Origin of the sequence: Neoluteolibacter marinus, from assembly GCF_014904755.1 — a bacterium.
In the GTDB taxonomy this organism is placed as follows: Bacteria; Verrucomicrobiota; Verrucomicrobiia; order Verrucomicrobiales; family Akkermansiaceae; genus Haloferula; species Haloferula marina.
The window spans coordinates 26134-48400 of record NZ_JACZFQ010000035.1 but is presented as its reverse complement, the minus strand read 5'-3'; the positions used below and the strand labels follow the sequence as shown (position 1 = coordinate 48400).

24 protein-coding genes are annotated in these 22267 nt (G+C 65.2%); 12 read left to right on the top strand and 12 right to left on the bottom strand.

Annotated features, from left to right (window positions below):
• Positions 1–29 precede the first annotated feature (29 nt).
• The 3 genes from IG178_RS08915 to IG178_RS08905 are packed head-to-tail and all read right to left on the bottom strand — an operon-like array spanning position 30 to position 2294.
• Entirely contained in the window at positions 30–431 is a 402-nt protein-coding gene (locus IG178_RS08915) for a hypothetical protein (protein WP_193212191.1), read from the bottom strand.
• Complete coding sequence (locus IG178_RS08910) at positions 428–1192, bottom strand: S1 family peptidase (RefSeq protein WP_226895198.1); 765 nt, start codon at positions 1190–1192, stop codon at positions 428–430. The genes IG178_RS08915 and IG178_RS08910 overlap by 4 nt, the downstream gene beginning before the upstream one ends.
• 58 nt (positions 1193–1250) lie before the next feature.
• Entirely contained in the window at positions 1251–2294 is a 1044-nt protein-coding gene (locus IG178_RS08905; protein WP_193212189.1) for an HhH-GPD family protein, read from the bottom strand.
• Between the two features lie 77 nt (positions 2295–2371).
• Here IG178_RS08905 and rnhC point away from each other — a divergent pair, with 77 nt between their 5' ends.
• The 3 genes from rnhC (at position 2372) to IG178_RS08890 (ending at position 4293) form a co-directional block, all read left to right on the top strand.
• On the top strand, positions 2372–3313 hold the full coding sequence (rnhC, locus tag IG178_RS08900) for a ribonuclease HIII (protein WP_193212188.1): 942 nt from the start codon (positions 2372–2374) through the stop codon (positions 3311–3313).
• Between the two features lie 85 nt (positions 3314–3398).
• Entirely contained in the window at positions 3399–3716 is a 318-nt protein-coding gene (locus IG178_RS08895; RefSeq protein WP_193212187.1) for an HU family DNA-binding protein, read from the top strand.
• Between the two features lie 28 nt (positions 3717–3744).
• Positions 3745–4293: a septal ring lytic transglycosylase RlpA family protein gene (locus IG178_RS08890; protein ID WP_305067824.1), complete on the top strand. Its 549-nt coding sequence runs from the start codon at positions 3745–3747 to the stop codon at positions 4291–4293.
• 93 nt (positions 4294–4386) lie between these two features.
• Here IG178_RS08890 and IG178_RS08885 read toward each other — a convergent pair whose 3' ends face one another.
• From IG178_RS08885 to IG178_RS08845, 9 genes are all read right to left on the bottom strand, one after another.
• Positions 4387–4839, bottom strand: coding sequence for a nucleoside deaminase (locus IG178_RS08885; protein ID WP_193212186.1), 453 nt, complete (start codon positions 4837–4839; stop codon positions 4387–4389).
• An 89-nt stretch (positions 4840–4928) separates the two neighbouring features.
• The gene (locus IG178_RS08880; RefSeq protein ID WP_193212185.1) at positions 4929–5714 is read right to left on the bottom strand and encodes a hypothetical protein; all 786 of its coding nucleotides are present in this window, start codon (positions 5712–5714) and stop codon (positions 4929–4931) included.
• Positions 5707–6417, bottom strand: coding sequence for a hypothetical protein (locus IG178_RS08875; protein ID WP_226895197.1), 711 nt, complete (start codon positions 6415–6417; stop codon positions 5707–5709). Before IG178_RS08875 ends, IG178_RS08880 begins: the two co-directional genes overlap by 8 nt.
• Positions 6418–6491: 74 nt before the next feature.
• A complete protein-coding gene (locus IG178_RS08870) occupies positions 6492–7172 on the bottom strand; it encodes a hypothetical protein (RefSeq protein ID WP_193212183.1) in 681 nt (226 codons plus the stop codon).
• A 288-nt stretch (positions 7173–7460) separates the two neighbouring features.
• Positions 7461–7844, bottom strand: a complete 384-nt coding sequence (locus IG178_RS08865; RefSeq protein ID WP_193212182.1) for a (deoxy)nucleoside triphosphate pyrophosphohydrolase — start codon at positions 7842–7844, stop codon at positions 7461–7463.
• Entirely contained in the window at positions 7841–8563 is a 723-nt protein-coding gene (locus IG178_RS08860) for a metallophosphoesterase family protein (RefSeq protein WP_193212181.1), read from the bottom strand. The genes IG178_RS08865 and IG178_RS08860 overlap by 4 nt, the downstream gene beginning before the upstream one ends.
• A 62-nt stretch (positions 8564–8625) precedes the next feature.
• Positions 8626–9582 (bottom strand): hypothetical protein, encoded by a 957-nt coding sequence (locus IG178_RS08855; RefSeq protein WP_193212180.1) that lies wholly within the window; start codon positions 9580–9582, stop codon positions 8626–8628.
• 2 nt (positions 9583–9584) lie between these two features.
• A complete protein-coding gene (locus tag IG178_RS08850; RefSeq protein ID WP_193212179.1) occupies positions 9585–10496 on the bottom strand; it encodes an ABC transporter permease in 912 nt (303 codons plus the stop codon).
• Positions 10497–10509: 13 nt separating this feature from the next.
• Positions 10510–11364, bottom strand: a complete 855-nt coding sequence (locus IG178_RS08845; RefSeq protein ID WP_193212178.1) for an ABC transporter ATP-binding protein — start codon at positions 11362–11364, stop codon at positions 10510–10512.
• 115 nt (positions 11365–11479) lie between these two features.
• Between IG178_RS08845 and IG178_RS08840 the strand changes: the two genes are divergently transcribed.
• The 9 genes from IG178_RS08840 (at position 11480) to IG178_RS08800 (ending at position 22251) form a co-directional block, all read left to right on the top strand.
• Positions 11480–12877, top strand: a complete 1398-nt coding sequence (locus tag IG178_RS08840) for a toxin-antitoxin system YwqK family antitoxin (RefSeq protein ID WP_193212177.1) — start codon at positions 11480–11482, stop codon at positions 12875–12877.
• A gap of 73 nt (positions 12878–12950) precedes the next feature.
• Entirely contained in the window at positions 12951–13781 is an 831-nt protein-coding gene (locus IG178_RS08835; protein WP_193212176.1) for a hypothetical protein, read from the top strand.
• Between the two features lie 112 nt (positions 13782–13893).
• Positions 13894–15558: an AAA family ATPase gene (locus tag IG178_RS08830; RefSeq protein WP_193212175.1), complete on the top strand. Its 1665-nt coding sequence runs from the start codon at positions 13894–13896 to the stop codon at positions 15556–15558.
• A gap of 308 nt (positions 15559–15866) precedes the next feature.
• A complete protein-coding gene (locus tag IG178_RS08825; protein WP_226895195.1) occupies positions 15867–16511 on the top strand; it encodes a 3D domain-containing protein in 645 nt (214 codons plus the stop codon).
• Between the two features lie 11 nt (positions 16512–16522).
• Positions 16523–17170: an endonuclease III gene (gene nth / locus IG178_RS08820; protein WP_193212174.1), complete on the top strand. Its 648-nt coding sequence runs from the start codon at positions 16523–16525 to the stop codon at positions 17168–17170.
• 138 nt (positions 17171–17308) lie between these two features.
• Positions 17309–18100: a MotA/TolQ/ExbB proton channel family protein gene (locus IG178_RS08815; RefSeq protein WP_193212173.1), complete on the top strand. Its 792-nt coding sequence runs from the start codon at positions 17309–17311 to the stop codon at positions 18098–18100.
• A 69-nt stretch (positions 18101–18169) separates the two neighbouring features.
• A complete protein-coding gene (locus IG178_RS08810; RefSeq protein ID WP_193212172.1) occupies positions 18170–18628 on the top strand; it encodes a biopolymer transporter ExbD in 459 nt (152 codons plus the stop codon).
• Positions 18629–18644: 16 nt separating this feature from the next.
• Positions 18645–19109 carry an ExbD/TolR family protein gene (locus IG178_RS08805; protein WP_193212171.1) on the top strand — a complete coding sequence of 155 codons (465 nt, stop codon included), beginning with the start codon at positions 18645–18647 and terminating at the stop codon, positions 19107–19109.
• A 139-nt stretch (positions 19110–19248) separates the two neighbouring features.
• Positions 19249–22251 (top strand): tetratricopeptide repeat protein, encoded by a 3003-nt coding sequence (locus IG178_RS08800; protein WP_193212170.1) that lies wholly within the window; start codon positions 19249–19251, stop codon positions 22249–22251.
• Positions 22252–22267: the final 16 nt, after the last annotated feature.

Below are 22267 nucleotides of genomic sequence, written 5' to 3'. Positions count from 1 at the left end.
GGATCTCCCCCGGAGTCCCCGCCGGCCACTCAGCCATCCACCCGGCTGTTCCGCTTCATGTCCTTGAGCAGGTTGGTCTCGCGCTCGGTCATCGGGTAGGGCCCGGCGAAATCGATGGCCTTGCCGGCCCCGCGATGGGTGCGGCAGGCGAAGGCGCGGCGGGAGTCGAGGTAGTAGAGGATCAGGTACTCGCGGTCGTCCGTGGAGGTTTCCGCGATGAAGTCCGGAAAGCCCCGCTTGCCGAGGAAGGCGCCGAGATCCGGGTGATCGGTCGATTGATAGACCAGCCGGCGGTGACCGAGGGTTTCCGGCTCCTGCCGCACCAGCATGATCCGGTCCTGGGCGGCGTGCGCGCTCCAGCCCTGGTCCCATCCCCGGCGCACCGGGCCGCAGGCGACCAGCAGGAAAGGAACGAGCATCAGCAATCTCATGGGGCGGACGATACGGCGGGCTTCGGCAGATTGTTGCGCCGGCGGTCGGCGTTGATCACCCGCTCCAGCGCTTTCACGTTCGGCCGGTTTGCTTCGGATTCAATGAAAAAGGCGGTGTCCAGCGGGACCAGGAATTCGACCGCGGAATTGATCCCGACCAGCTGGCCGTTGGCATCGACCACCGCGCCGCCGCTGTCGCCCGGTTCCAGCGGGATGTCGTGCTTGAAGCGGGTGCCGCGGCCGTGGTCGGGCGGGATGGCGGTGATCAGCTTGCCCGGCTCGCTGCGGAAGCCGGTGGCGATCCCCGAGTGGATCACCGTGGTGCCTGCCGCCAGCCATTGGTCGGGCGGCGTCCAGGCGTAGTAGCGCGGGGTCGCGATCGGGATGTGCAACAGTGCCAGATCCGTCGCGGCGGAGCGCCAGACGATGCGCGCCTTGGTCGAACGCAGGCTACCCTGCTGGCCGTGGAGCACGAAGACATTGCGACCTTCGGAATGGGTCAGCACGTGGTCGGCGGTGATGAAGTAGCCGTCGGGGGAGATCGGGACCGCCGACCCCCCGTCGGCATCGTCCGGGCCGATTCCCCGCGTGAAGCGGCTCTTCACCCATGGGTCCAGTTCCGCTTTTCCGGACACCACGATGGCGGTCAGCCGGCTCGCCGCCAGCCGCTTGACCGACGGGCCCGGCGGCGGGGCATCCACCAGCGGTGCCGGCGGTGCGGTGGAGCATGCTGACAATGCGAACGCGGCCGCGAGGGCCATGGACAGACGGGCGATTGTGAGCATCCGGAAAGAAATGAAGCAAAAGACTTGCCGCGGCTCACGCGATTTCTTCCCGATCCTCCAGAACCGCCTCGAGCGCCGCTCGGTCGGCGGGCGGGATGACCAGATCCGGAAGTTCCCTCAACTCGACCCAGGCATCGCCCTCGCGGGCGGTGGCTGCCGGATGAACGGCCGCGCAATCGTGGAGATGGAGCGTCACTTGATAGCGGGTGATGCCATATTTCCGCCGGTGCAGCAGCGGGCATCCGGCCAGCTCCGCCTTTTCCCGCACCGGCAGCCGCCACATCCCTTCCCGGCGCCCGCGGCCCTGGCGCGTCAGCAGGATGCGGCCCCCGGAAATGGCACAGATGGCGTGCTCGTCGATCTTCTCGACCACCTGCCGCTTGGCTTTCACCGGCAGCGCCGCCGGCTCCCGCGCGGCGCAGAAGGCGGCCACCGGGCAGCCGAGGCAATCCGGCACACCGGGGCGGCAACACGTCTGCCCCAACTCCATCAGCGCGGAGTTATGGATCCGCGGGTGATCGTGATCCAACAACCCGGCGGCGGTTTCCCACAGCCACTTCTGCATCGGCCCGCCATCCACCGGGTCGGCCCGGTCGAACAAACGCGCCAGCACCCGGGCCACGTTGCCGTCGACGATCGGCGCGGGCCGGTCGAAGGCGAACGAAAGCACCGCACCCGCCGTGTAGCGGCCGACCCCGGGCAAGGCCAGCAGCCCCTCCAGCTCCGCGGGAAACTCCCCGCCATGGCCCTCGATCACCGCCTTCGCGGCCTCCCGCAGCATCCTCGCCCGGCGGTAGTAGCCGAGCCCTTCCCAGGCCTTGAGCAACGTGTCGTCATCGGCCGCCGCCAGCGTCCCGACATCCGGAAAGGCCTCCAGGAACCTCGTGTAGAAGCCCCGGCCCAGAACGGTCGCGATCTGCGTCTGCTGCAGCATCACCTCGGAAACCAGCACCGCGTAGGGGTCGCGGGTCCGCCGCCACGGGTAATCCTTGCCATTTTTCACAAACCAATCGCGCAGCGCGGCACGGAAATCGGCCGGCGTTTCAAGCGGGGTCCGGCGGGCGATCGGTTTCAGCACGCGGCGAGCATGACCGCGATTCCGCGGATTACAAATTTCCGCTTCCCGCCACCCCGATTCCGGTTTGGCATGCACCCGTGGCTCTCACCTCCCACACCGCAGCTCTCACCCCCGCCCAAGCCGCCCGCCTGCGCGAGGTGCTGGAAGAACGCGGCTACGAGTTCGTGGACAAGCCCTACACCCTCTACGCTGCCCGCAAGGGCAAGCTCAGCGTCGCGGTCTACGAAAAGGGCCCCAAGGTGCTGGTCCAGGGCAAGGAGACGGAGGATTTCATCACTTTCCTGCTGGAACCCGAGATCCTCGGCGAGGCCAAGCTCGGCTACGAGGAGGAGCTCGATCCGGAGATGTTCGCGCCCCATTTCGGCATCGATGAAAGCGGCAAAGGCGACTACTTCGGCCCGCTGGTCATCGCCGGGGCTTACACCGACGCCCCCGTCGCCCGGGCCCTGAAAGCCGCCGGGGTCATGGATTCCAAGCGCATCTCCAGCGCCAAGCGGATCCGCGACCTGGCCGCGAAAATCCGCGAGATCCCCGGCATCGCCACCTCCGTCGTCGCCATCGGCCCGGAGCGCTACAACGAGATGTTTTCCTCCTTCGGCAACCTCAACCGCCTGCTCGCCTGGGGCCACGCCAAGGTCATCGGCAACCTCGCCACCCAGCGCCCCGACTGCCCGCGCGCCCTCAGCGACCAGTTCGCCCGCCCCGAGGTGCTCGCCCGGGCCCTCAAGCAGCAGGGCGTGGAGATCCAGCTCGACCAGCGGACCAAGGGCGAGTCCGACGTCGCGGTCGCCGCCGCCTCCATCCTCGCCCGCGAGCGTTTCATCGACTGGATCGACAAAACCTCCGCCGCCGGCGGGGTCACCCTGCCCCTGGGAGCCTCCGCCGCGGTCGTCGAGGCCGCCCGCGCGGTGCTCGCCCGCCACGGCATGGCCGGGCTCGCCAAGACGGCCAAACTGCACTTCAAAACCACCGCCGCCGTCACAGGGATTTCAAACACCTCTGGCACGGATTCCGCATGAAATTCCATTTTTCGCGGGACAAAACCCACATCCTGTGGCTTCCAATCCCCGCGCCCGACGCACTATTCCTTTCACCCGTAAAGCCATGGCAACCATCACCAAACGCGAGCTCGTCATCAAAATCTCGAACGAAACCGGTCTGACCCAGCAGCAGGTCTTCGACGTCATCCAGAAGACCCTCGACTCGATCACCGATTCGCTCTCGAACGGTGACACGGTGGTGATGCGCAACTTCGGCGCGTTCCAGGTGAAGGAGACCAAGGCCAAGATCGGCCGCAACCCCAAGGATCCGGACAAGGACGTGCCGATCCCCGCCCGCGCCGTGGTCAAGTTCAAGCCCGGCAAGGAGATGAAGGAGCAGGTCGCCCGCACCCTCCCGATGATCCGCGAACGCGACAAATGAGAGGGGAATGACGAATCCGGAATGCGGAATGACGAATGATGGGCCCGCGGTCACGCGGGCCTGTTTCGTCATCCGGAAGTCGCTCGTTCGTTGCTGGCCCGTCTTTCTGTTAGCCTCCTGCGCCTATCCGGGAGGCGATTACCAAGGCTACCAGACCCGCCCTTACAACGTCCGCGGCGGGAACTACCACCCGATGGGCGTCGACCAGGCCATCCATCACGTCGAAAGCGGTACCGCTTCCTGGTACGACGAATCGAGCTTCTTCGGCCTCAAGCGCGGCCAGACCTCGCTGGGTGAAAAAGTGATGCCCTGGCACCTGATCGCCGCCCACAAGACCCTGCCGCTGCCGTGCATGGTCAAGGTCACCAACCTCGAGAACGGCAAGTCGGTGAAATGCCGCGTCAACGACCGCGGGCCCTTCATCGGCAACCGCATCATCGACCTCTCGCCCCGCGCCGCCGGCAAGATCGGCATGAAGGACCAGGGCCTCGCCGAGGTCGAGGTCAAGGTGTTGTCGGTCGGCGACGGCAAGTACAAGCGCAGCGCCCGGAAGAAGTGGTTCTTCGGGCTGTTCTAGCGGTCGCCTTGCCGTAGGCGACCTCGTGAGAGCGCGTTGGGAGATAGCTCCGCCTCAAGGAACCGTTCCGCGTTGTCACCAACGCGCCTACGCTCAATACGCCGTCCGTTCCGGCAGCGCGAGATACTCGCCGAGCAGCACCTTGGCCTGCTCCTGTGCCAACGGCGAACACGGGATCTCCCGCTCCTCCACCGGCATGGCGAACTGGCGGTAGAACTCGCGGTCGTCGAAGCCGATCGTCGCCGCGTCGGCGATACTGAAACCATAGTAAATCCGCCCGATCCGCGCCCAGTGGATCGCCCCCAGGCACATCGGGCAGGGTTCGCCGGTGGTGTGGATCTCACAGCCCTCGAGGCTGAAATGCCCCAGCCTCGAGCAGGCGTCGCGGATCGCCGTCACCTCGCCGTGGGCGGTCGGGTCATTGCTTGCCACCACCCGGTTGTAGCCCTCGCCGATGATCTCGCCGCCCTTCACCACCACCGCTCCGAAGGGCCCGCCGGCACCGGACGTCATCCCCTCGCGGGCAAGCTCGATGGCGCGTTGCATGAACCGGGGATCCGCGGGCATGCGGTCGTTCTAGCAGATCGCGGGCCGCCCGTCGATTCCCCGGCACCGGGCGAGGGCCGGTTTTCCTTTCAAGGCCCCGCCGCCGCGGACCGGGCGGCGATGGCCTTGTCGATCCACTCATCGATGTCCCCATCGTCGATCTCGAATCTTTCCCCTCCAACCGCGCAGACCGTCCGGACGGACCGGCCACGAAACCGATAGACCGCCGAAATAAACAATGGCAGGTCAGCCGCAGAATCGAGGGTCAGTCCGCTCCCCAGATAAATCAGCGGTTCCGGAACCGTCGACAGGTCACGGTTCCAAAGGCTCAGCAGCCGAAGACGTTCCAATGTTTCCGGTGGCAGATCTTCCAGCGAGTCGGGGAATCGCCCCTCCTGATCATTCGTTGCGGCCTCAGACAACTCGATCGACAACCATTGCGCGAAAGATTCCGGAAACGGACGGGACGGATCGCGGTAAAGCCACGGAATAGATGCCAATCCGTTCACCTGCAGCAGCACCCCCGGAACGATGAACGAGATTCCGAACACCACCGGCAATACCATCCCGAGGCAAAAGGTGCTACCCATCGTCCAGACCTTCCCGCGCCGGCCCGCCCAAGCCCTTGCGAACCGATGGAGGATTCCCAGCCCGGCGATGAATGCCACCAGTCCGGGCCCCCAGGTTCCGGCGTCGGTCGAGACCGCCCGGAGGTTCTCGCAGACGAAAATCACGCTCCCAAAGAGCAGGTGGAATATTACCAGGTGCGCTCCACTCATGAACACGAAGGGGCTCAAAAACAGCAGCAGGACCACACTGGCGATAACCACCAGAAACTGCTCCAGGATTCTCACGGCCGGGTTTTTCTTACTCATCCCCCGGCCTCCTTTCCAAAGTAGCCCAAACCTGCCCGAGTTCTTCCTGCGGCAGCAGCTTGGCGCTGCCGTCCCCGTAGCCGACGGCGAACTTGCCCGCGTCCGCGATGAACGGCGAGAGGATGACCGGGCCATCCCCCACCTGGTCTGCCAAAGCCCCCGGCCGGAGCAACAGGAACTCCTCCTTCAAGCCGTGGCCGCCGGCATCCAGCCGGATCAGTTGCTCCTTGGCCACGGGATCCCACTCCAGTTGACCGAGCGAGTCCGGATAGCGCCCGTGCTTTTCCTGGAAATCATGCAGGCCGAGCAGGATCTGCTTCGCATTGCTGAGGGCGACGGTCCGGCGGTAGCCGGAGGGTCCCTGCTGGAACCACGATCCGTCCGCGAGCCAGACGGCTTGGTGCACCACCCCGCTCATCGCGATGGCCGCCGCGGAACCGGACAGCAACAAGGCCGTGACCACCATGCTGTGGCCGGGTTTCCATTCAAGCGAAGATCCGCGCGCCGCAAGCCACCAGCGGATGAACCGGTGGACCAGCCAGAGCGCCAGGGCGAGACAGGCCGCAGGGATCAGGGACTGCTGCCACTGCCCGAAGAACCCCGGCAACATCCGGGAGGCGTGCAACATCCAGCCGAAAAGGAGGTGGAGCGGGATGACCAGCAATGTGATCAGGCCGGTGATGGTACCGAAGAAACAAATCACTGAAGTCCAAACGAAAACCCTCAGCATCCATCCGACGCGGATCTTCGCCTGCTTTACCGCTGGATCGTCCCCGCTCATGGCTTCCGTTGCTCATCCAAATCCCTCTTGAGCGTGCCTTCCGAGCGATCCTCGATGCTGCCGTCCGCCAACAGCACGAAGCGCCTGCCACCGGCAGACGAGGGCTCGTAGACCAGCACGTCACGGCCGACGCCAGGCGTGACGTCCGGCATCAGGCAGTAAAGCCCGCCGCCGGGAAAGCGCCACAGCCGCGGCTCGATCCCCGCGACCAGCGGCCCGGCGGGTGCCTTGCCGTCATGGGCTTTCGCATAGCCCCAGATCCCTTCCTGCAGTTCGCGGAGCGCGGTCCGGCGCACGTCCTTCGACAACTCCGCCACCCCGCCCTCCCGGGTCCGGTAGCCGACGCCCTGCTTCTCCCATGCGCCCGGGGTGAGCAGCTCGCGTGCGCCGGAAATCATCGTCAGCACCACGTAGAACATCAGGCCGCTCAGCAGGACCAGACCCAGCGCGCGGCGGTAGTCGAGCCTGGGAAGCTTGGTGAAGGTCTTGGCGAGATGGTTCCACAAGCACTTCACCACCCAGGAGATGAAGAAGAAGCCGGCCACGAAGAACGACAGCGCGTCGAGCCGCGCCCGCGCGATGTCGGTGAGGGTGATGACCGTCATCCCCGCGGAGACCGGTAGCACGGCGGTGAACCAGATTCCCAGGACAAGGCCGGCATTTCGTTTCAAGGGCACCTTGTCATGCTGATAGATTGCCGCGGGTCTTGGCAAGCGGCGGGCATGACGGAGCGCCGACTTCAGTCGGCTTGGATGGTCGGATCGCGGCGGACCCATTCGTTCACGACTCGCTGGCGGGAAGCTGATGATCCCGGACCCCGCCGGCGACAGTTGGGCGACTCCAAGGTGCCCCCCAACAACCGACCCTCCAAGCCGGATGAATCCGGCGCTCCCTTCGCGGCGATTTCTCGAGCCCGGCCGCCCGCTCGCCCGGGGCAATCGGAACCGCGGACCCATGTCTGCGGGTCAGGATCCCAACCACTCCCGCAGGATCGGGACGTCGGCCTCGGCCCAGTCGAGCCCCGCCAATTCGTCCCGCCCGCACCAGCGGATCTCGGAATGCTCGTGCGGATGGGGATTGCCGGAAACGATGCGGCACACGAAGGGGTGCAAGCGGATCGGCCCGCGGCCATAGTCCCAGATCACCGGGGTGAGGGCTTCGCCGGTCTCGACGCGGATCCCCAGCTCCTCTTCCAGTTCGCGGACCAAGGCGGCCGCCGGACCTTCGCCCGCCTCCACCTTGCCGCCGGGAAACTCCCATTTGCCGCCGAGATGCTTCCCGGCCGGCCTGCGGCAGGCGAGCACGCGTCCCGACGTGTCAACGATCAGGCCGGCGGCGACGTCGATCATCGGCCGTCGGCCAGGCGCTCCGCCAGCATCGACGGCAAGCCGGCATCGAGGATCTTTTGCTGGGTCACCTCGATTGGATACTCCACCCGCCGGATGACGACCATCTTGTGGTCGAGGTCGTAGATCGCATAGCAGGCGCGCCAATCGCCGTCGCGCGGCTGACCGACGGATCCGACGTTGATGAAATACTTGGAACCTTCCTCGATGACGATCGATTCGGCGGGAACCTCCTGGACCTTGTCGGTCTTCACGTAGACCCGCGGGACGTGGGTGTGGCCGTGGAAGCAGACCTGGGTGAACTGGTACGAGAAGTTCGACATCGCGTCGAAACGGTTGGTCACGTAGTTCCAGTGCGCCGGCTGGTCGAGGGTGCTGTGGACGATGGTGAAATCCTCGACCTGGCGGACCATCCGCAAGCGCCGCAGCCAAGTGCGCTGCTCGTCGCTGAGCTGCTCCCGGGTCCACTCCAGCGCGGCGGCGGCGACGGGGTTCATCGACTCGAGCGAATGGCTGCCCGAAGCGTCCTCGTCGTGGTTCCCCTTCACCACCGGAATGTCCATCGCGCGCACTTTTTCCAAACAGGCGGCGGGATCGGCGTTGTAGCCGACGACATCGCCCATGCAGACGTAGTCGGTGCAGCTTTGTTCCGCGGCATCAGCCAGCACCGCCTCGAGGGCTTCGAGGTTGGCGTGGATGTCACCAAAGAGAGCGATTCGCATGTGCAACGGCGGGTTGGAGAGGCTTAGGCGAGGGTTCGGCCGGCTGTCCAGTCAAACAAGGTTCAACGGGCGAGGCCGTGCATTTCGAGGGCCACTTCACGTTGACGGATGAAACTGCGCTCGTCTTCCGGGGAAATTCCCTTCCGCTTCTCGAGCAGCCGGACCGCGGCCTCGACACCGCTGGTCGGCCACTGCTTGAGGACGTCGGTGTAGAAGGTTCCCAGGTTGCGCAGCGCCTTTTCCTCGGAGCCGAAGATCGACAGCGCCAGCGCCAGCGGGTCGTCCGGCTCGTCGAGCTGGTATTCGAGGCTGTAGCGCAGGCTCAGCAGCGACGGCGAGCGGTTGCCGGACTTCGCGAGCAGGTCCTCGATCTCCGCCAGCGTCCGGGCGGGGTCCTTGCCGGCACGGGCGGCCGCGTAGAGCCGGAAGCGCTCCAGCGATACCGGCGCCTTGCCGGTGGCGATCGCCTTGGCGTAGGCCTCTTCCGCAGCCGCCGGATCGGGAGCCCGGTTCGGGTCGGACAGCAAGGCGCCCAGCATGGAGTAGAGCTGCCAGTCGTCCGGGTTGTTGCGGATGCCGCGCTCGTAGAACTCGCGGCCTTTGGCGATCCAGCGCTGCGATTCAAGCCGGGCGAGGAGCGGCGGCAGGCCGCTGTCGGTCCGGTAGTAGGACGAGGCGTTGTAGGCCTGGTGCCAGGCGCCCATGTCCCAGTAGTAGGTCGTCCGCGGCGCCAGCGTGGAAGTGGTCTCCGCGTGGCCCTCGACCTTGTCCCACTGCTGGTAGGTGAAGGCGTCGGTCATCTGCAGGTTGGTGAAGGTGGCCACCAGCGTCTGCAACCCGGCCAGGGCCACCGCCGTGCTGTTCTGGCCGATCTTCTCCTTCAGTCCGAGCTCCAGCGGCGCCGACAACAGGCCGCGCTGCTGCAGGTCGGCGGTGAAGGCCATCTCGAAGGGCAGACGCGCGGCCCCCGCGACGAACAAGATCGCCAGGCCGAGCAGGGGACGTCGCCACTTCTTCATCGTCAGAATTCCTTTTTGGCGAACACCAGCCACGACACGAACACGTGCAGGAGCAGGTAGAAGCAGGTGAGACCGATCGCCTTGCCGACAACCACCGCCGCCAGGGCCTCACCCTGGATCACCATGTCCACCATGTTGTAGATCCCGAAATCCGGGAAAATCGTGCTGATCGCCAGCGCGGCACCCCGCTCCGCGAAGCCCATCCCCTCTTCCGACATGATCTTGCGGGCCACGCCCTGGAAGTTGCCGATGAAGTAGACCAGCACCCCGGTGATGGTGGTGAAAAGGGTGCTGGTCGACAGCACCGACAACAGCAGTGCGGAGGATGCCACCACCGCCGCCCGCAGGAACACCAGCAGCACCGCGCCCTGGAGGCTCCAGGTCGGTCCTTGCTTTGCCGTTTCCAGGCGCACCGCCTCGATCTGGTCCGCCGCCCACCCGCGCGCCTGCAAGCCTGCCACCTGCTCGGCCACCACGAAGTGCGTGCGCAGCGCCAGCACCCCGCTCATCAGCAGGTCCATGACCAGCAGCGAGACGAACAACAGCATCAGCACCCCGCCGAGCTTGCCGATCAGGTAGTCGATCCGCGGCACCGGCTTCGCCAGCACGGTGTAGAGCGTGCGGTCCTCGATGTCCTTCGGCAGCAGCAACGCGGTCGCCACCACCCCCAGAACCACCGAGAATAAGGTCATCGTCCCCAATGACCAGCTGCGGATCGAGCGCAGCACCTCGGCCCCGCTCAGGTCAGGCCGGCCGAGGTCCTGGATCTTGAGCAGGTTGCTCACCATCACGATCAAGGCGAAGAACCCGAGGAAATAGAACACTTTCATCCGCACCAGCTGCGTGAACGTGTGCAGCGTGATCACCCCGATGCGGCGGGGATTGAGGGGACGGTTCCTGGTGACGCGGCTCATGGGCGGGAAAATCTCAGGGGTGCTTGCGGCCGACGGTTTCCTGCAGGAACAGCTTCTCCAGCGTCGTCTTCGGCCGGCCGCAGCGCAGCAGTTCGGTCCCCGCCTCGGACCGGATCATGGCTTCGAGCTTCTCCAACAACTCCGGCGACGCGTCGCGCAGGATCAGCTCGGTCTGGTCGCCGATCGACAGCAGGTCGTCGAGCGGCCCCTCTTTCACCATCTTGCCGCGGTAGATGATCCCGACGCGGTCGCAGACTTCCTGCACCTGCTCCAGCAGGTGAGAGCACAGGAACACCGTGATGCCGCGCTCTTTCAGGTCGAAGATCAGGTCGCGGATCTCGCGCGAACCGACCGGATCCACGCCGGCGGTGGGTTCGTCGAGGATCACCAGCCGCGGCTCCTGGACCAGCGCCTGGGCCAGCCCGATGCGCTGAAGCATGCCCTTCGAGTAGCCGCCGACCCGGCGGTCGGACGCGCCGCCGAGATCGACCAGCTCGAGCAGTTCCTTCACCTTGCCCTCCAGCGCCTTGCCCCGCAGTCCGCAGAGCTTGCCGTAGTAGCGCAGGGTCTCCGCGCCGGTGAGATGCTTGTAGAAATACGGATTCTCCGGCAGGAAGCCCACATCCTGGCGCGAGTCGACCTGCATCGAGTCGTTGCCGAAAATCTTGCAGGTACCCGCGTCCGGCTGCACCAACCCGAGCAGCGCCTTCATCGTCGTCGACTTCCCGGAGCCGTTCGGACCTATCAGCCCGTAGACCTCGCCGGGCGCGATCGTCAGCGACACGCGGTCGACCGCGCGCAGCGGCAATTTCCGCCCCGGGGTGCGGAAGTCCTTCACCAGATCTTGGATTTCTACGGCCTTTTCCATCGGCGTGCGAAAACAATGGGCCCGGTCCGGCGATCCAAGCAATGCGTTTCCGAGATGTGGCCCGGGATTCAGTCATGTCTTGCCCGGGAGGCACGGCCAGCTCCAGGATCGGATGATGAAATCACTTCTGCTCGCCGGCGCGCTGCTGGTTCCCTGCAACGGACAAGACTTCGGGTTGGAAGACCTGCAACGGGCCTTTGCCGACGAGCTGGATGCCTTCGATGTCATATCATTCACGCCCGGGGAGACTCCCGCCAAGCTTTCGGTCAAACTCGGCGAGACCCCGGTCAAGATCGAGGATGAGGTCTTCGACGGCTTCCGCTTCAAGTTCGATGGCGACCCTGAAAAACTCGATTTCATCTGGTATTTCAACGCCCCGGAGAACTGGTCGAACTGGTACATCCTTCCGGTCTCCGGCGAGGCCGGCCAGGCTTTCCGCGGCTGGCTCGACGGCGACAAGGTTTACCGGGACCTCGACAAGCCCGGGGAAAAGGACCGGCTGAGGGTGCTCCAGACCTTGACCGGGGACTATTTCACCAAGGGCGCCGAGTACGTGGTGTGGTTCCGTCAGGTGAAGAAGGGCGGGTCTGCCGACCTTCGGGGACTCGCCATGCTGGCCGACCGGAACAAGACCTGGGACCACGACGACATCGAGGAAGCCCTCGCGCTCAAGCCCGCCCCGCTCGAAGACCAGGTCGCGGCCCTGAATTCCCGCGGCGGCCTCATCCTGTTGGACGACGAGTTTTTCACGCGCCGGGACGCGGGAAACCGCATCGATTCCGCCTTCTTCAGCATCCGTAGCACCAAACGGATGGCTGGGGGATTCTTCATCACGACCCAGATCGCCATTCCGCCCTGCGACACCGACCCGCCGATCGCCGACATCGTGGCCAAGCACGGGGCTCCTGACTTCATCCGCAGCGGCGCGGAAGTGGCGCGCGTGCGGAAACACAGCGGCGGCAGCCCGCCGGAGGACGATGAGGCGGGGCTGACCCGCTACTACTATGACTACTTCGCCTTCGAGGTGGATCCCGACGCGGAGATTCCGGCCGTCGAGCGAGTGGTCACCCATGGCAACGATTTTTCGGTGCTACAGCCGCCGGCGAAAGGCAGCAGCTATGCCACGCTCGGGATGGAGAACCTGACGGTTTTCCACCGGGACGGCAAGGAGGTCGGACGTGCCTACTCCTTCCTCGAGGACGAGAAGGAACCGTTGTTCATCACCGAGCCTCCTCCCGGCGATTACCGCTCCGGCGAGCAGGTTCTGACAGCGAAAGGCGGGGGTGAATGGAAATGGGAATTCCATTACCCCGACGGCAAGCTGGCCCGCCGCTTCTTGTTGAAGGGGAATCGCTTCGATGGCAGCGCCGAGGGCTTTCACCGGGACGGCAAGCCCGCTTTCACCGCCACTTACCGGCAAGGGGTCCTCCACGGCGAACTCGTGAAATTCGACGGGAACGGCGAGGAGGTCTCGCGGCAGCGCTTTGAAAACGGCGAACCGGCGTCCGAGTAGCCCTGCCTCCTGTCGCATTCGTCCCGCGGGATATCTTGTCAATTCCCGCCGATGGTGCAGGCTCCCGGTTCCCATGAAATCCACCCTCAAACTCGCCTGCGCGGCGCTGCTCGCGCTATTCACCTCCTCCTGCCTCGAGCACACCGCGACCATCAAGTTGAACAAGGATGGCAGCGGCACCATCACCGAAGAGACCCTGTTCAGCGCCGAAGCCAGCGCGATGATGGCCCAGATGGGAGCCGCCGGCGGCGATGAAGACCCGCTCTCGAAGATGTCCGATCCCGGCAAGGCCGCCGACAACGCCAAGGCCATGGGCGAGGGTGTCAGCGTCGAGAAGGTCGAGAAGATCGACAAGGACGGCCGCAAGGGCGGCCGCGTCGTCTACAAGTTCGCCGACATCAACCAGGTCAAATACAACTTCGGCAAGTCCATGTCCGACGCCGGCAACGACATGGGCCCTCCCGGCGACACACCCGAAGCGGACGGCGGCAAGTCCGATGAGAAGCCGATGACCTTCAAATACGAGGACGGGGTCCTGACCATGGAGAACCCCGACAATAAGGCCGAAGCCGCCGACAAGCCGGCGGACGGCGGCGACGCCCCGGACGCCGAGGAACCGGATCCGCAGGCCATGGCGATGATGCAGGGCTTCTTCAAGGACATGAAGATGTCGCTGAAGATGGAGATCGCCGGCGGCATCGGGGAAACCACCGCCACCCACGTCGACGGCAACACCATCACCCTCGCCGAAATCGAATTCGGCAAGCTCATCGGCGACCCCGCCAACATGAAGAAGCTCAACGCCATGAAGGACGAGAGCCCGGCCCAGGTCGCCGCCGCCTTCAAGGACGTCGAAGGCCTCAAGATCGAGACCAAGGACAAGATCACCGTGAAGGTGAAGTGAGCTGAATTGCCTTTCCACAGGCAGGCCTCCTCACGGGGGCCTGCCTTTTTTGTGTTGATGCCGCGACAACCCCGCATCGACAAGCCGGCTTCCACCGCTTGTCATCCGGTTGATGGCTGAAGCGCTTCCCCTTCCCTCCTGGGCCTCCGAGATCGTCGCCCGCTACGAAAGCGGCGCGGCCGGGCAATTCATCCTCCACGGCAATGTCGCCGACCGGATGCTGCTGCGGCTCGCCGACGGGCCGAAGCTCGGGCGGATCAACGACTACCTGCTGGACGTGCTGCTGCCGCGCTTCCAGGTCGTGCTCAGCTACGACCCCGGCTTCGGCCTGCGGGTCGAACGCGGCCGCGAGGTCTTCGCCGATTGGCCCGCGCTCAAGGAAATCGGCGACCTGCCCGCGCTGCCGCTGCCCGCGGTGCGGGTGCTCGCCCGCTACCTCCAGTTCGCCCGCAACCTGCGCGCCGTCGGCGCCAAGCCGGTGAGCGTCGCGGTGGTCCTGCGCGATGCCCAGCTCTACGTCCCGGTCCTGCCCCAGAGCCTCAACCACGAGCTGAGCGCGATCGCCTCGATCATCCGCTCGTGGGCCAGCGACACCACCCTCGCCGCCCAGGGTCAGGCGGTCTTCCTGGTGGCCAACCGGCTCAACCACCTCCATCCGCTGGTCGCCGAGAACCCGCGCGCCGCCGAGATCGAGGTCCCCCTTCCCGATCCCGCCGAGCTGGCCGGGGCCATGCAGGTGCTCGCCCCGGATTGCCCGGTCGCCCTGGAAGGCATCACCGACTTCACCCGCCTCGCGTCCCGCCTGGCCGGCACCTCGATCGCCGCCCTGGAAGCGTTCCTTCGCCACCGCAACCATGCCGGGGACCGCCTCGACGACGCCGACCTCGGCGACCTGCGCAAGGCGCTGGTCGAGCGCGACGCCGGCGAGCTGATCGATTTCGTCGAGCCCGACCGCACCCTCGACGACGTGATCGGCCTCGACGGCGTGAAAACCCGCCTGCGCCAGGACCTCCAGCTTTGGCAACAGGACGAGACCGGCGCCCTGCCCATGGGCTATCTGTTCTGCGGCCCGGTCGGCACCGGCAAGACCTACCTCGCCGAGTGCCTGGCCGGGGAGGCCGGCGTGCCGGTGGTCACCCTGCGAAATTTCCGTGACCGCTGGGTCGGCTCGACCGAGGCGAACCTGGAAAAAATCTTCGCCCTGCTGCACGCGCTCGGCCGCTGCATCGTCTTCATCGACGAAGCCGACCAGGCGCTCGGCCGGCGCGCCTCGGGCAGCGGTGACTCCGGTGTCTCGAGCCGGGTCTATTCGATGATCGCGGCGGAAATGTCCGACACCCGCAACCGCGGCAAGATCCTCTGGGTGCTCGCATCCAGCCGGCCGGACCTGATCGAGGTCGACCTCAAGCGCCCCGGCCGGGTCGACGTCAAGGTGCCCATTTTCCCCAGCGCCACCGCCGAGGAAGGCATGATCCTGTTAGGCGCGCTGTGCAAGCGAAGGGGGCTTGTGATCGACGACCCGGCGAAGGCCTCGCTGTTGCCGCTGATCCCGCCCTGGCTCACGCCCGGCGCCGCCGAAGCCCTCGCGGTCAAGGCCTACCGGCTGACCAAAACCGGCACGCCCGACCCGGCCGAGGCCCTGCGCGCCAGCCTCCACGGCTACCGCCCGCCGGTCGATCCCGCCATCATCCGCGCCCAGATGCGGATCGCCGCGGAAGAAGCGACCGATGCCAGCTTCGTCCCCTCCGAGGTGGCGGTCTACCTGGCGGAAAATTGATTCCCTCCCGCGCGGCGGCGTCACCCTGGCCCCGCTCGAAAGGATCACTTCGGCCTGGTCCGCGCGCCGCCGCCAAGCGCGGTCGGGCAGCATTGCACCCCTTTTGTTAGATCGACGGACCTCCGTCCCCGGTTCCGCCTTTCATCACAGCGATTAGCCTGTTTCATACAGGATGAATGAGTTACAACTTCCAACAAAGTCTCCTAACAAGAGGATTTTTGGGTTGCCGGACCCGTTTGAGATCCGTAGAACCCGGAGTCTCAAAAAAGACGCGATTCCCTAATAATCAAGCTCGCCAAGCAAATCGCATGACCTTTCGTCTCCTTTCCGCCGCCGGCCTCATCGCCCTCTTGTTCTCCAGCTGCGCGTCCGACTCCGGCCTGACGGTTCTCTCCAATCCCACCCTGCGCGGCCATTCTTCCGACGCCGCGGGTTACACCACCGCCGCTCCTTCACCCTCCCTGACCAGCCTCGCCGCAGGCAAACCGAAGGACAAACACGGCATGCCGTTCTACTCCGCGTCCGAGCGCACCCGCCTCGTCCGCACCACCGCCTACACCTGCTCGGAAGACGATCACATCGAGTACGGGTCCAACAACGCGACCGGCACCCCGCTCCGTTACACCGAGCGTGTCCGCAGCGCCGCCGCCGACTGGGCGGTCTATCCGGTCGGCACCGTTTTCCGCATCAAGGGCATGAAGCAGCTCTTCGTGGTCGATGACTACGGCTCCGCCCTCACCGGCACCAACACCGTGGACATCTACACCCCGAGCAAGGCCCACATGGGGGTCTGGGGCCGCCGCAATGTCGAACTGACCGTCGTCCAGTGGGGCTCCTATGCCCGCAGCGCCGAGATCCTTTCCAAGCGGACCAAGCACGCGCACTGCGCGCAGATGTATGCCGCGATCAACCGGATGACCTCCGGCCGCACGGCTGCCACCGCCTCGCGCTGATTCCCGGCCGCATGACCCGTGCCGAACGGGCCGCCCACGTCGACCGGCGGCTTGAGGAACTCTATCCGGACACCCCGGTCCCGCTCGACCACCGGGATCCCTATACCCTGCTGGTCGCCGTGCTGCTGTCGGCGCAATGCACCGACGCACGGGTCAACACCGTCACCCCCGCCCTGTTCGAGCTGGCCTCGACACCCGGGGAAATGGCGAAGGTCGCGGTCGAGGCGATCCGCGACATCATCCGGCCCTGCGGCCTGTCGCCGCGCAAGTCGCAGGCCATCCGCGACCTCTCGCAGATCCTCGTCGAGCATCACGGCGGCGAGGTCCCGGCGGATTTCGAGGCGCTGGAAAAGCTCCCCGGCGTCGGCCACAAGACCGCCTCGGTGGTGATGGCCCAGGCCTTCGGGGTCCCCGCCTTCCCGGTCGATACCCACATCCACCGCATCGCCAAGCGCTGGAAGCTGACCGAGGGCCGCAATGTGGTGCAGACCGAGCGGGATTTGAAGAAACTGTTCCCCCGCGACCGCTGGAACGCGCTCCACCTGCGGATCATTTTTTACGGCCGCGAACACTGCACCGCGCGGGGTTGCGACGGCCGCGAATGCCTTCTTTGCCGGGAACTCTTCCCCCCAAGACGGACGCCACGCGAAGCGTTGTAGTTACAACAGACACTGCTTCGCAGGCCGCAGTAATTACACGAGCTCCTGCAACCGTGTTTTTCAAAATCTTTCCTTGCCGGGTGAAGGAGCTTCCACAGAATCCCTCCCCACCTACTTGGAAATCCCGAATCAACGTCCATGATCCAAAAACTCACCAACCGCAGCGGCCGCTTCGTGGTCGCATTCACCACTACCCTCCTGGTGTCCGCCCCCATGCTGATGGCCCAAGGCGAGGCGGCTGCCCCCCAGGACAAGACGGCTCTCGAAAAGTGGATCCTCGACGGTGGCGGCACCATGGGCTTCATCGGCGCCGCGGTCATCGCCTTCATCGCGCTGAGCGTTTTCAACTTCATCAACCTCACCAAGCCGAAGTTCTGCCCCGAGGACCTCAAGGCCGCCCTCATGGACCACATGGTGAACTGCCGCGTCCGCTCCGCGATCGAGCTGGCCGCCTCCCATCCCTCCTTCCTCGGCCGCATGATGGCCTACTCGCTGCCGAACATTGACGCGACCCGCCCGGAAGACCTCGGCCGTGACCAGATCGAGGACGCGATGGCCGACTTCACCAACAACGAGATGCGCAAGCTGATGACGCCGGTGAACTACATTTCGCTGTGCGCCCAGGTCGCCCCGATGCTCGGCCTTCTCGGCACCGTGCTCGGGATGGTCAACGCCTTCGGAACCCTTTCGGTTACCGGCTCGGCCGACCCCGCCCTGCTCGCCGGCGACATCTCCGTCGCCCTCCTCACCACCCTGTGGGGCCTGATCACCGCGATCCCCTGCCTGGTCGCCTACTACTTCTTCAAGAACAAGCTCAACAACCTGGTCGCCGATTGCCACCACGCCGCCGAGGACATGATCAACGCCTCGCTGCAAACCGTGAACGCCGAGGCATATCTGGCCAAGATTCCGGAAGGCATCGCCGTTTGAGGTCCATGATGGCGGGCGGACGCGGCGCGCGTTCCGCCCGGCACGGCAATCAAACCCACCCACCCGTCCATGGCTTCCTCAAAACTCCGCGATTCCACGTCCTCCGGCGAGGACGACCTGAAGATCGACATGTCGCCGATGATCGACATGGTCTTCCTGCTGCTCCTGTTCTTCCTGGTGAACGCCACCATCATCGTGGTGAAGCAGGACCCGAACGTGAACCCTCCGGTCGCTTTCAACTCCCGCGTCGCCAAGGACGGCAACGGCCGCATCGTGGTCAACGTCTACGGCGGCGACAAGGAAGGCAGCTTCACCAACGAGGCCAAGCAACCGCTCGAGGACGACGAGGCGATCACCACCCTGGTGAAGGAGCAGAAGGAGAAGAACGACCTGCTCGGCTACACCTCCAAGCTCCACCTGCGCGGCGACCGCGACGCGGTTTTCAAGTTCAGCCGCAAGGTGATCAAGGCCGCGGCCAAGGGCGGGGTCGACCAGGTGGTCTTCGCGGTCTACGCCACCGACAAATAAACCCGCTTCACCCGAAATGGCCCGCCACACCAAAGCCGCCCAGCAGGACGAGGACACCCCGGCCCTCGACATCTCCTCGCTCATTGACGCCACCTTCCTGCTTCTCATCTACTTCCTCGTCACCACGACGATCCAGAAGCGGGAAACCGACCTCGGCATGACGCTGCCGGCCGCCGCGCCCAGCGAAACGCCGCCGGACATCGACCCCAAGTTCATCTCGATCGACGCCAACGGCACGGTCTCGGTCGGCGCCGGCGCGGCGCAGATCCCGATGGATTCCGACCCGGACTCCCGCGATCTCCCGCTTCTCACCGCCGACCTCAAGTCGTACGCAAGCGCCGCGAAGATGGCCGACTCCAAGCCGCTGGTTCAGCTCTACGTCGATGGCGCCGCCGTCCAGCAGCGGGTGATCGACGTGCTCAACGCGCTGGCCAGCGTCGAGATCACCAACGTCACCTTCACCGACCTGGTCGATCCCTGATTTCCCCCCGTTTCACCGCGCCCGCCGGCCCGGTTCCCTAAGAGATTGCCGCGCCGGCCCGTTCCTCCCTTGCGGAAGGAGCGAGCCGGCGCTTCTCTTTCCAATTCCACCACAAAATCCGTTCGTCCCGTCTTTCGTCATGAAACCCGCCCGCTTCACGCTCATCCCGGCGCTCGGCTTCGCCCTGGCCGCCGGCCTGATCTCCGCCCCGCCCGCCGGGGCCCAGCTCCAGGAAGATCCCCAGACGCTCAATTCCAACGCCCTCACCGCGATGAAGGGCAACAACTGGGAAGAAGCGCTGAAACTCCTGAGCCGCGCCACCGAACTCTACGACCGCAACGCCCTGCAGCTCTTCGGGCCCCAGTTCGGCGTCACCTGGTATCGCAAGGGCATCTGCGAGCTGAAGCTGAAGCGCTGGGACGACGCCGCCGAGTCCTTCGAGAAGTGCTACAGCAAGTACCCCAACAAGGGCGACAAGGTCGACGGTGCCGGCAACATCTTCAACAAGCGCGCGCTGCTGCGCTGGGGCGAAGCCGCCCAAGGCGCCGAGAACTACGAGCAGGCGATCAAGATGTTCAAGAAGTTCCTCGAGGAGCGCGACAAGACCCGCGACACCTTCGATCCCGGCTCCTTCTACATCAGCCTCGCGATCTGCCACCTCAAGATCAACAAGATCCCCGAAGGCGTCGAGCACCTCGAGACCGCGATCAAGAACAAGGTCCGCTTCCGCACCCCGGACGCCGGCATCGTCGCCGGCTTCCAGGCCCTGGTCGGTGCGGTGACCGAAAAGCGCGATGAGAAGGCCCTGCTCACCTTCATCGACAAGAATCGCGCCGACATCGTCATCGATCCCTTCGAGATGGAGATCTACTCCCGCCTCTTCCTCAAGCTCGCCGCCGACGCGATGGGCGCGGACATGGAAGCCGGCGCCATCGCCCTCTACCAGCTGGTGCCTGGCACCGAAGTGATGATCGAGGACCTCAAGTCCCGCATCCAGCGCCTCGGCAGCCGCGACGGCATGAAGGAACTCACCCGCACGCTGATCAAGGCCAAGCTCCAGGCCTCGCTCGAGAACCTCGAGAAGCAGCGCCGCGAGGGCAACCCGAACGAGACCATCCAGCTCGGCGCCACCGCCTTCATCCACGAGAAGCACGGCAACGTCCGCGGCGCCTACGCAGCCTACACCCAGCTCGAACTCCTCTACCCCAAGGCCAAGAAGCGCGAGGACAACCTCTACAACCTGGTCCGCACCAGCTCGATCATCGGCGAGGTCTTCGACACCGAGACCTACGGCAGCCGCTTCCTCAAGACCTACCCGGATTCGCAGTACGTCCCGGCCGTGCAGCGCATGATGCTCACCTCGTTGTTCTACGAGGGCGAGTACCTCACCTGCATCAAGGTGGCCTCGGAGATGTTGCCGAAGCTCTCGGAGAAGACCAAGGAGCACGACATCTGCCTCCACGTCCTCGGCGGCAGCTACTACTACACCGGCCAGTACGACAAGGCCCAGCCGTTGCTCGACCAGCACGTCGAGATGTATCCGGAAAGCCAGTTCGAGCAGGCCGCGCTCTACTTCCAAGCGTCCAACCTCTCGCGCCTCCAGTTCTGGAAGAAGTCCGCCAAGCTGCTCGACGCCTTCCTCGCCAAGTACCCCGACCCGTCGAAGAACATCTACCTGCCGTTCGCGCTCTATGACCGCGCCAACTGCCACTACGCGGAGAGCGAGAACGAGGCTGCCCTCACCAACCTCGACCGCCTCGAGTCGGAGTTCCCGAATGCCGAGATGATCGGCATGGCCTACAACCTCAAGGGCAACGTCCTCCAGAGCAGCGGTGACCGCGACGCCGCGGAGACCTATTACAAGAAGGCCCTCGAACTGGCGGAGCGCCGCGACAACGACATGATCGCCGGCGAGTCGCTGTTCTACCTGATCGCCATGCTCGGCGAGAAGCCGACCAAGAAGGACCAGCCTTCGCGCATGAAGGACGCGGTGCCTTATTCCGACAAGTTCTGGAAGGAATACGGCGAGACCTCGCCCTACAAGACCCAGGTCGCCGTCTCCCAGGTCCACGCCCTCGGTTCCGTCGGCCGTGACGAGGAGGCCCTCAACCGCCTCCGCGACGTGATCGCCGAAATGGCCACCATCCCGGGTTCGCCGGGCCTCGAGGAAGCGATCAACTCCTACACCGACGTCTACCTCACCAAGCACAGCGCCGACGAGCTGAAGGAGCACTACTACGCCTTCCCCAAGATCCGGAACAACAACAAGGCCGCGCTCGCCCTGCTCCGCATCGCCATCATCGGCGTCTATGAAAAGGAGCTCAAGAAGGCCGGCGACAACAGGGACGCCAAGATCGCGGCCCAGGCCAGCATCGACGTGCTGTTCAAGGAGCTGAAGAACGACTTCGACCCGAAGGACCTCTCGCCCTACATCTTGGTCAGCACCGGCGACTTCCTGCGCGAGAAGACCTCCGCCCCGCGCCAGGCGCTGCCTTACTACGACGAAGCGCTCAAGCGGAAGGACAAGAGCTACCTCTTCCCGTCGCTCTTCGGCCGCGCCTCGGTGCTCGCCGAGGGCAGCAAGGAAGAGCAGGCCAAGGCGATCGAGGATCTCCGCCGCGTCTTCAACGACTCGCAGGAGAAGCCCCAACGCGAGCTCGCGCTGTACGGCATCGTCAAGACCCAGATGGCCCAGGGCGAATACGAGGCCGCCGCCGAAACCGCCAAGGAGTATCTGTCGAAGGACAACGGCCTGAACTTCAGCAAATTCGCCCCGGAGGTCGGCCTCGCCCTCGCGGAGTCCTACGAGAAGCGCGACATGACCAACGACGCGCTCGCCAACTACGTCCGCGTCTGGAGCGCCTACAAGGGCCTGATCAAGATCTCCGCGCCGGCGATGCTGTCGTGGATGAAGCTGTCGTGGCAGCGCAACAACCCCGGTGACGAGAAGACCAAGGGCGACCGCCAGGGAGCCTACGAGCAAGGCTGGACCTACATCGACCAGACCAGCCGCTTCACCGAGAAGATGACCGACGACGAGAGGAAGATGTGGAACCAGATCCAGAGCCTGGTCGAGGAGTACGAAGCCTCCGCCGACATCACCACCATGGACAAGCTCAAGGAGGAAGCCGCCAAGAAGTGACCCGCCAACCAACCCT